The sequence below is a fragment of the Mesorhizobium sp. M7A.F.Ca.CA.004.06.1.1 genome (assembly GCF_003999135.1).
GTDB lineage: Bacteria > Pseudomonadota > Alphaproteobacteria > Rhizobiales > Rhizobiaceae > Mesorhizobium.
The window spans coordinates 1-3,358 of the sequence record NZ_RZPQ01000660.1 but is presented as its reverse complement, the minus strand read 5'-3'; the positions used below and the strand labels follow the sequence as shown (position 1 = coordinate 3,358).

The window sequence follows — 3,358 nt, the reverse complement described above, 5'->3', positions numbered from 1 at the left end:
ATGATGGCATCCTTCGGCAGCGATGCGGCGACATCTTCCGGCCCGCGCCCCATCAGCTGACGCAGCAGGCGGTTGGCGAGGTCGTCGAAATCGCTCATCCGCTCGCGCAGATAGGGATCGGTCATGTGCAGCATGCGGGCGCGCATGTCGCTCTGCACCTTTTCCACCGCCGCTTCGGCCGTCAGGCCGTTGCGGATGGCCTCTTCCAGCCGCCGCACCCAGCCGCGATCGTTGGCGAACATGCGATAGGCTTCCAACACCTGGCGATGCTCGCCTTCGAAGGCGACGTCGCGGCGTTCCAGCATGTCGTCGATGGACAGCCTGAGCGAGCTGAGTGAGGTCTCGAGGCGGCGGACCTCTTCCTCGCTGTCTTCGTTGAACAGATTGGTGACGACGATGCGCGGCTCGTGCAGCACGACATGGCCGAGCCCGACGCCTTCATTGAAGGACAGGCCGGTGAAGCTGACAGGGCGGCGCAGATCGAGTTCGAGGCCGGGCCGGGTCAGCCGCGCCAGATCGCCGGTGGCGATCATCTCGGCGATCACCATCGCCGTGGTTTCCAGCGCCTCGACCTCGTCGTCGCGGTAGTGGCGCATGGTCTTGTTCTGCACCACCAGCACGCCCAGCGTGCGCCCTGCCCGCAGCACCGGCACGCCGAGGAACGAGTTGTAGATCTCTTCCCCGGTCTCAGGCAGATAGGCGAAGGCAGGGTGTTCCTGCGCATTGGACAGGTTGAGCGGCCGCGCGCTGGCGGCGATCGTGCCGACCAGGCCTTGGCCCAGCCGCAACTGCGCCAAATGGACGGCGTTCGGGTTCAGACCTTCGGTAGCGTAGAGTTCGAGCACCGAATCGGCGCGCAGCACATAGAGCGAGCAGACTTCCGCGACCATGTTGGAGGCGATGTCGCGCACGATCCGGTCAAGCCGCTCCTGCGGCTCCAGCGGCTCCTGCATGAGCTCGCGGAGCCGTTTGAGCAAAACGCGCGGGCCACTGGCCTGATCACGCATCGCGGCTTCTTCTCCAATGGGCATTCTGCCCGCCGCAGTTTCCACCGCGACCGGCGCACACGCAACAACTCAAATCGTTCTCGCTACTGCTTATCCAGACCGTAGACGGAATGCAAAGTACGAACCGCAAGTTCCGTATACGGACCGTCGATCAGGATCGAAATCTTGATCTCGGAGGTCGTGATGGCGCGGATGTTGATCGATTTGTCGGCCAGCGCCTTGAAAGCGGTGGCGGCGACGCCGGCATGGCTCCTCATGCCGATGCCGATGACCGAAACCTTCGACATGCCGGCTTCCGACTGCACGACATCGTAGCCGATCGAAGCCTTGAGGCGTTCAAGCACGGCCAGCGCCTTGTCGACATCGCCCGACGGCACGGTGAAGGTCATGTCGGTGAACTTGCCGTCCTCGGAAATGTTCTGGACGATCATGTCGACATTGATGTTGGCCTCGGCCAGCGGCCCGAAGATGCCGGCGGCAACGCCCGGCCGGTCGCCGACCCGGCGCAGCGAAATCTGCGCTTCATCCTTGGCGTAGGCAATTCCGGTGACGACCTGCTGTTCCACGATCTCTTCCTCGTCGCAAATGAGCGTTCCGGGCGGATTGAGCAAATCCCCCATTCCGGGCGCGTCGGGATCGTCGAAGGACGACCGCACGAAGGTACGCACCCTGTGCACCATGGCAAGCTCGACCGAACGCACCTGCAGAACCTTGGCGCCGAGCGAAGCCATTTCAAGCATTTCCTCGAACGATATCTTGGCCAGCCGCCGCGCCTTGGGCTCGATGCGCGGATCGGTGGTGTAGACCCCGTCGACGTCGGTATAGATGTCGCAGCGATCAGCCTTGACCGCCGCGGCGATGGCGACGGCACTGGTGTCGGAGCCGCCGCGGCCGAGCGTGGCGATACGATTGTCCGGGCCGATGCCCTGGAACCCGGCGATCACCGCCACCTGGCCCTCGCCGAAGCGCTTGATCAGGAACGCGCCGTCGATATCGAGGATGCGCGCCGCTCCATGCGCATTGTCGGTCTTGATCGGGATCTGCCAGCCCTGCCAGGAGCGGGCGTGCACGCCCATGTTCTGCAAGGTGATGGCCAGAAGGCCGGCCGTGACCTGCTCGCCGGAAGCGACGACCGCATCATATTCGCGTGCGTCATGCATCGGCGAGGCCTCACGCGTCCAGCCGACCAGTTCATTGGTCTTCCCGGCCATCGCCGAAACGACCACCGCCACCTCGTGGCCAGCGTCGACCTCGCGTTTTACGTGACGCGCCACGTTGCGGATGCGGGCGATGTCGGCGACCGAGGTTCCGCCGAATTTCATCACGATGCGCGCCATGGGAGCGAAATGCCTTTGCCTGAAGCCGGATCCCGGCCAAAAGCCGAAATCCCGAAAAGCGGAAGGCCGGCTGACGCCGGCCGCTGAATGCGCGGCCTCCTTAGCCAAATGATGAAGGTTTCGCAAGGCTGGCGGCCGATTGCCGGCGCCAGAACCCGGCATATTGCCTTCCGCCCCGCCGCCGCCTACGAAATGCAGCCTGCGGGGAATTCTTTTGGTTCGGCATAACAGATGATGATTGCTCGTCTTCGACGTGCCATGCGATGGCAATCGCTCCCGCTTGTCGCCGGCTTCGCCGTGCTGGTGCTGATTGTCGGCAGCCGCGCCATGCTGGTCGAGGAACAACGGGCCAACCGCGCCGCCGCGCGCGAGGCAATCGAATATCAGCAATTGCTTTCGGGTCTGCTTTCTCTGGCGCAGGAAGCCGAGAACGGCCAGCGTGGCTACCTGCTGACCGGCGAGAAATCCTATCTCGAACCCTATCGGAGCGCTGTCCGCGCCATTCCGGGCCAACTTGCCCGCATCGACAGCTTGACCGCCCCCGACGACCAGCTCGTCCAGCCGATCAACCATATCAAGGACGCGCTTTCGCAAAAGCAGGCTGAACTGGCCGAGACGATTGCCCTGTACGACCAGGGCAATGCGACGAATGCCCTGGATCTGGTTCGCAGCGGCCAGGGCAAGGCCGTCATGGACGAAATCCGGACCAGCATGGATACGGTCCGACGCATCAGTGCCGCAGCCATCGCCGCGCGCGACGCGCATACCGACCAGGTCGAGGCCTGGCTACGCATCGGTTCGCTGGCGGCGCTGCTGGCGATCTTCCTGCTTGCCGGCTACGCGATCAGGGAATCGCGCCGCCGCTTCCGTGAGGTGGCCGTCGCCCAGGATGAGTTGGTGCGCAAGAACGTCGCCCTCGGTAAGGAGATCGAGACTCGCGAAAAGGCCGAATCCCAGATCCGCCAGATGCACAAGATGGAGGCGGTCCGCCAGCTTACAATCGGCATCGCCCCC

Annotated in this window: 3 protein-coding genes; 1 reads left to right on the top strand and 2 read right to left on the bottom strand. The window is 64.0% G+C overall.

Annotated elements, in window-relative coordinates:
- A partial coding sequence (locus EN906_RS27825) for a phosphoenolpyruvate-utilizing N-terminal domain-containing protein (protein ID WP_127375521.1) occupies positions 1 to 1,007 on the bottom strand: 1,007 nt, incomplete at its 3' end.
- Between the two features lie 83 nt (positions 1,008 to 1,090).
- Positions 1,091 to 2,344 carry an aspartate kinase gene (locus EN906_RS27820; RefSeq protein WP_013529459.1) on the bottom strand — a complete coding sequence of 418 codons (1,254 nt, stop codon included), beginning with the start codon at positions 2,342 to 2,344 and terminating at the stop codon, positions 1,091 to 1,093.
- 258 nt (positions 2,345 to 2,602) lie between these two features.
- Here EN906_RS27820 and EN906_RS27815 point away from each other — a divergent pair.
- The coding region (locus EN906_RS27815) for a CHASE3 domain-containing protein (RefSeq protein ID WP_206529183.1) at positions 2,603 to 3,358 on the top strand (756 nt) is incomplete at its 3' end.

Bases quoted from the DNA above. Each gene is read 5' to 3' on its own strand.
- EN906_RS27820 (WP_013529459.1), bottom strand. From the start codon at position 2,344: ATGGCGCGCATCGTGATGAAATTCGGCGGAACCTCGGTCGCCGACATC.